General features: G+C 47.4%; 5 protein-coding genes. 1 reads left to right on the top strand and 4 read right to left on the bottom strand.

Annotated elements, in window-relative coordinates; translation table 11 throughout:
* Window positions 1–242: 242 nt before the first annotated feature.
* The 3 genes from PKX57_RS11460 to PKX57_RS11450 all read right to left on the bottom strand — a co-directional run bounded on the left by PKX57_RS11460 (window position 243) and on the right by PKX57_RS11450 (window position 1202).
* The gene (locus tag PKX57_RS11460) at window positions 243–422 is read right to left on the bottom strand and encodes a hypothetical protein (RefSeq protein WP_472417436.1); all 180 of its coding nucleotides are present in this window, start codon (window positions 420–422) and stop codon (window positions 243–245) included.
* Window positions 423–512: 90 nt separating this feature from the next.
* Entirely contained in the window at window positions 513–788 is a 276-nt protein-coding gene (locus PKX57_RS11455; RefSeq protein WP_470745402.1) for a type II toxin-antitoxin system RelE family toxin, read from the bottom strand.
* 30 nt (window positions 789–818) lie between these two features.
* Window positions 819–1202: a DUF6577 family protein gene (locus PKX57_RS11450; protein ID WP_472415161.1), complete on the bottom strand. Its 384-nt coding sequence runs from the start codon at window positions 1200–1202 to the stop codon at window positions 819–821.
* A 197-nt stretch (window positions 1203–1399) separates the two neighbouring features.
* Between PKX57_RS11450 and PKX57_RS11445 the strand changes: the two genes are divergently transcribed.
* A complete protein-coding gene (locus tag PKX57_RS11445; protein ID WP_472417433.1) occupies window positions 1400–1627 on the top strand; it encodes a hypothetical protein in 228 nt (75 codons plus the stop codon).
* 335 nt (window positions 1628–1962) lie between these two features.
* On the opposite strand, the gene PKX57_RS11440 is transcribed toward PKX57_RS11445, so the two are convergent.
* On the bottom strand, window positions 1963–3684 hold the full coding sequence (locus PKX57_RS11440) for a formylglycine-generating enzyme family protein (RefSeq protein WP_472417431.1): 1722 nt from the start codon (window positions 3682–3684) through the stop codon (window positions 1963–1965).
* Window positions 3685–4063: the final 379 nt, after the last annotated feature.

Here is a 4063-nt window from a genome sequence, read left to right as displayed (position 1 = left end):
CGAAAGAAGTTCTGCTAATAGACTTGCGCGATCTAGAAGAATCAACCGGATGACGTTTGCGAGCTATTCTCCGATTTGTAGGGAAGAAGATCCGTTGTTTGCTGCTTAAGACCACGTTGACCGTCTTGTGATCCGACACATCATGACATCATCACCGCCGGCATATGCGAAAACTAACGCAGGTCGCTTTTTAGTTCCGGCGAGATCAGAGAAAGGAAAGGGAATTACTACAACATCACCCTTTACAGGTTTTTCCACGCTATATCCTCTTCCTCCCTTAGCCAGTCTCTGGCAAGAGCCGACTCTGAAGCGTTCAACAACTCGCGGCTTAAGGCAGGCAGATTCCTTTCTTTCAATGCCTTCACAAACCGAAGGATTTCTTCTACGAGAGCATCGGGCACGGTTTCAATTTCTTTTCTCAAGAACTGTCGTGTATCCATTAGATCGCCCTCTTTCAGCGGGTTGTATCATCGCCAAATCATCCAGGTCTTCAGCCTGTGTATAAAGCGGAACTATCTATAAGCGTCTCCACGCTTAACTATCTCAACAACTAGAATCACGAGCTCATCTCCCTGGAGCTTGAAGATGATCCTGCAATCTCCGACTCTCAGCCGCAGGAGTCTACAATACTTACCGGTAAGGCCTCTAACATCCGTTTTCTTGCCGGTTTTTCCGTCGTAGTAATTAACGAGTCGCTGGAAACTTTTGTCTATTCTGTTCTTGATTGCGGCATCGAGCTTGTCGTGCTGTCGTTTGCTCGCTCTCGTGAAGCTAACCCGGTAGTTCATAGCTATCGACGATTTTCAGATCCTCTTCCGTCATCTGATCGAGTATTCTGGTGAGCTCTTCATTCTCTTCCGGGTCGCACGGCTCGCATATCTTCTGATTTTGCTCAGACTGACATTGTAATCCGTTAAAGCTCTATGGTATATGTTGTGTAATTCAGCACCCTGGAACGATACGAAGAGATCCTTCTCGCAGACAAGATCGACAAGTATCTTCTCCAGCTTCGGTATGGAGACGTCATCGGAGGACGTTACAGGGGCTTCGGTCACAAGCGGCCTTACAACGAAACACTTTTCACACCCGAGGATGTAGTTGTCTATCTCCCTTGGAGTCGGATCGATGAACACCCGGGAGTAGGAAGCTTTGACGAACTCAAACACGGCTTTCTCTGTACCTCGCTCAATTTCTATGATCACTGGGGAAACCAAGGCTCAGCCTCTTAACCAGCTCATCGGTTGTCAGGAATCTATTGTCTTTGAACCATTCTTTGACTTGGTCTAGATCGATATCGCGCATTGGAATCACCTACAAATAATGGCAACAAACAGATATAATTGCCGCTATTATGATAGTAGCATATGCTTCTTATCTAATTTGATTGCAGAAGCGATGATTGTTATCACAGAATCGATACGAAGGAGAGGATTATCTGGGAGACGACTTCCTCGAGGAGCATATTCGAAAATACTCCACCAGCGATAAGCTAATCATCCGGGCAATCGTCGGCATTTACCACGGACACCGTCTCGTCTCTTTCTACGAGTTATATCACTTCCTGGACGAGGAGAACACGGAGAGGCTTATAAAATGGTGGCGGAAGGACTTCACGAGCGGGAAGTAATGGTCTAAAAACCCCTCGCCTTTTGGGAATCTTACTGGCCTGGAGAGCGCCTTGTGCTTTTTGGTGTCTTTCACGCGCAGGATAGTCGTCTGGACGGTCTCGTCACCGACCCGGAACTCCTAGACGCCGGATATCTCGACATTATGCAATGCTGTAATACGGAACCCCAGGTTATTGTTCGTGTTAATGGGCGAGGCGACTAACCGTAACTGCAGATCCAAAGTCCTGAAAACCTTATTGTCTCGTGCGTCTTCTTCAACCCCTGGGGCATAAGACTGCGCAACGACGCTCAAAGCCGCAGCAGAGTGTAAAAATGTAAAAACGCTAGAGTGTAATCAAGGCACCGTCCTGCAAATACGAAAGCCCAGGTCGAAGTTCACGTAAGCGGGTTTATAGCAGTAGCGGAAAGCCACACGTGTGTACGTCGCGCTGCTGTTCCAGCTGCCACCACGAGACACTGGACGGATACCATCTGTACTGTTGAACGGATTTGTTTCTGGTAGTCCTGTGTAGAAGTCAAACCAGTCAGAACACCACTCCCAGACATTTCCGCTCATATCGTATGTCCCGAGAGCGTTAGGAAGTTTCAGTCCGACTTCATTCGTCTTGCCTTCCAAGTAATTGTAGTTATAGTACCATGCCACATCATCTACGTTATCGCTCCCCGAGTATTTGTAAGGCGAGTGGTACTTTCCTCCTCTGGCCGCATATTCCCACTCGGCTTCCGTAGGCAGCCTGTATCCCACAACCTTAGTTATGTCCGTAGTCGCATTACCACTCGCATCTAACGTCTGTCCTTCAGCGGACTCTCCCATCAGCCTATATGCGACGGGCAATCCTTCTTTCTCGCTCAGCCAATTACAGTAGGCTAGCGCATCCCACCAGCCGACGTAGATAACAGGTCTTTTTCCTCTTCCCCAGCCTTCGTCTTTCGGTTTACTCCTGCCGGTTGCATTACAGAAGGCATCGTATTCATCGAATGTCACTTCGTACTTCCCTATCTCGAAGTCGTATGTGAGCGTTACCTGGTGGGCAGGTTTTTCATTACTGAATTCTCCAGCTCCAGACGTCCCCATCGTGAAGCTGCCCTTTTCGACGAGTACCATTTCTCCGACTACTACTGGGTTTTTCACATAATTGAAGGTCCAGCCTATTACATTTGAATACGCTCCTTTGTTATCCTGTACCCTGAATTCAAACTTGTGCTCTCCTTCAGAGTAACCAGTCCAGGTGTAACTCGTGCTAGGCACTTTGTAAATCGTGCTAGGCACGTGATAATTCCAACTACCTTCGTCTTTTTTATACTCGTATGAGATTATGTTTCCATCGGGATCGTCTTCAATCCAGCTAAAAGTGACACTGATATGGTTTATCGTTCCAGACGGACCGCTCAACTTGTTAAGCACAGGCAGTCTATTGACCGTTATTCCAAAAGCCCTTTGATCGGTTCCAATCTTATTGTCCGTTACCCTCACAGTTACAGTCTTCGTTCCGGCATCTGTGTATGGAGATGTATAGGTGTAAGTAGATCCTTCTATGTTCCCGACTCCGGATATGAGGTTGTATGTGAAGGTGTCTAGCGTATCCGGATCTGCCGTGTAGTCAAGAAGGTCGAGTGTGAGCGTTTCTCCTTCGTTTATTGTCTGGTCCGGTATGTCCAGTACCGGCGGTCTGTTCACGTCAGTTACCCTTATCGTGAACGTGGCGGTCGCTTCTCTGCCCTTCCCGTCTTTCGCGCTTATGCTTACCTCGAAATCTACGCTCTCGGCTGCCGGATTGTACTCTCTAACCTTCTTCAGTACATCGTAATCGGGAGTATAGGTATATGTCGCAACGGTTATCTCTCCAACACCGGATACAATTGTAAAAACGAGGGCGTTCTTGTCTTTGTACTCGGTGTATTGTTTGAGATCAAACTGAAGTACCTGTCCTTCATCTACCGTCTTGTCCGGTATGTTCAGCTTCGGTGGTTTGTCTACTAAAAAACACCCAAGAAGGAGAAAGATAATCGAAAAGAGAAACACGAATAAACATACAGACATAAGCTTAGTCTTCATAACCCCACCTCCATAAGCGAGGCCTTGCACCGGGTATTAACACATGAAGTCTATGAGACTATGCGAGAATTGATAAGCGCTCCGCTCACCTGTGAATAATATACCACTTATTATATTCTGTACAAAGTCAAATTATTCCGTAGGTTCCTGTTACCGCAGGTTGTTGGTAATTGTGGCAGATGTTCTGTGGTGGGGTTATTTTATCAGTCTTCGAGTCTCGCCCTCATAAACGCATCTTCCGGCCCGGAGATGGGTAGTCCAAAGGAAACGTCACTATCCTGAAGGCCATATAACCTCCGGTACCTCCTGCATCTCCTAGCACCTGCAGGCTACTCCGTGCCCGGCGCTCTGAGACTCAGAAAAGTGAAAAAATGCAAAA

Origin of the sequence: Mesotoga sp., from assembly GCF_035363035.1 — a bacterium.
In the GTDB taxonomy this organism is placed as follows: Bacteria; Thermotogota; Thermotogae; order Petrotogales; family Kosmotogaceae; genus Mesotoga.
The sequence above is the reverse complement of the archived record's forward strand: the minus strand, read 5'-3'. Positions and strand labels throughout refer to the sequence as shown.

Excerpts from the sequence above, each read along its gene's own strand:
- PKX57_RS11455 (WP_470745402.1), bottom strand. The coding sequence starts at position 788 with ATGAACTACCGGGTTAGCTTCACGAGAGCGAGCAAACGACAGCACGAC.
- PKX57_RS11440 (WP_472417431.1), bottom strand. The coding sequence starts at position 3,684 with ATGAAGACTAAGCTTATGTCTGTATGTTTATTCGTGTTTCTCTTTTCG.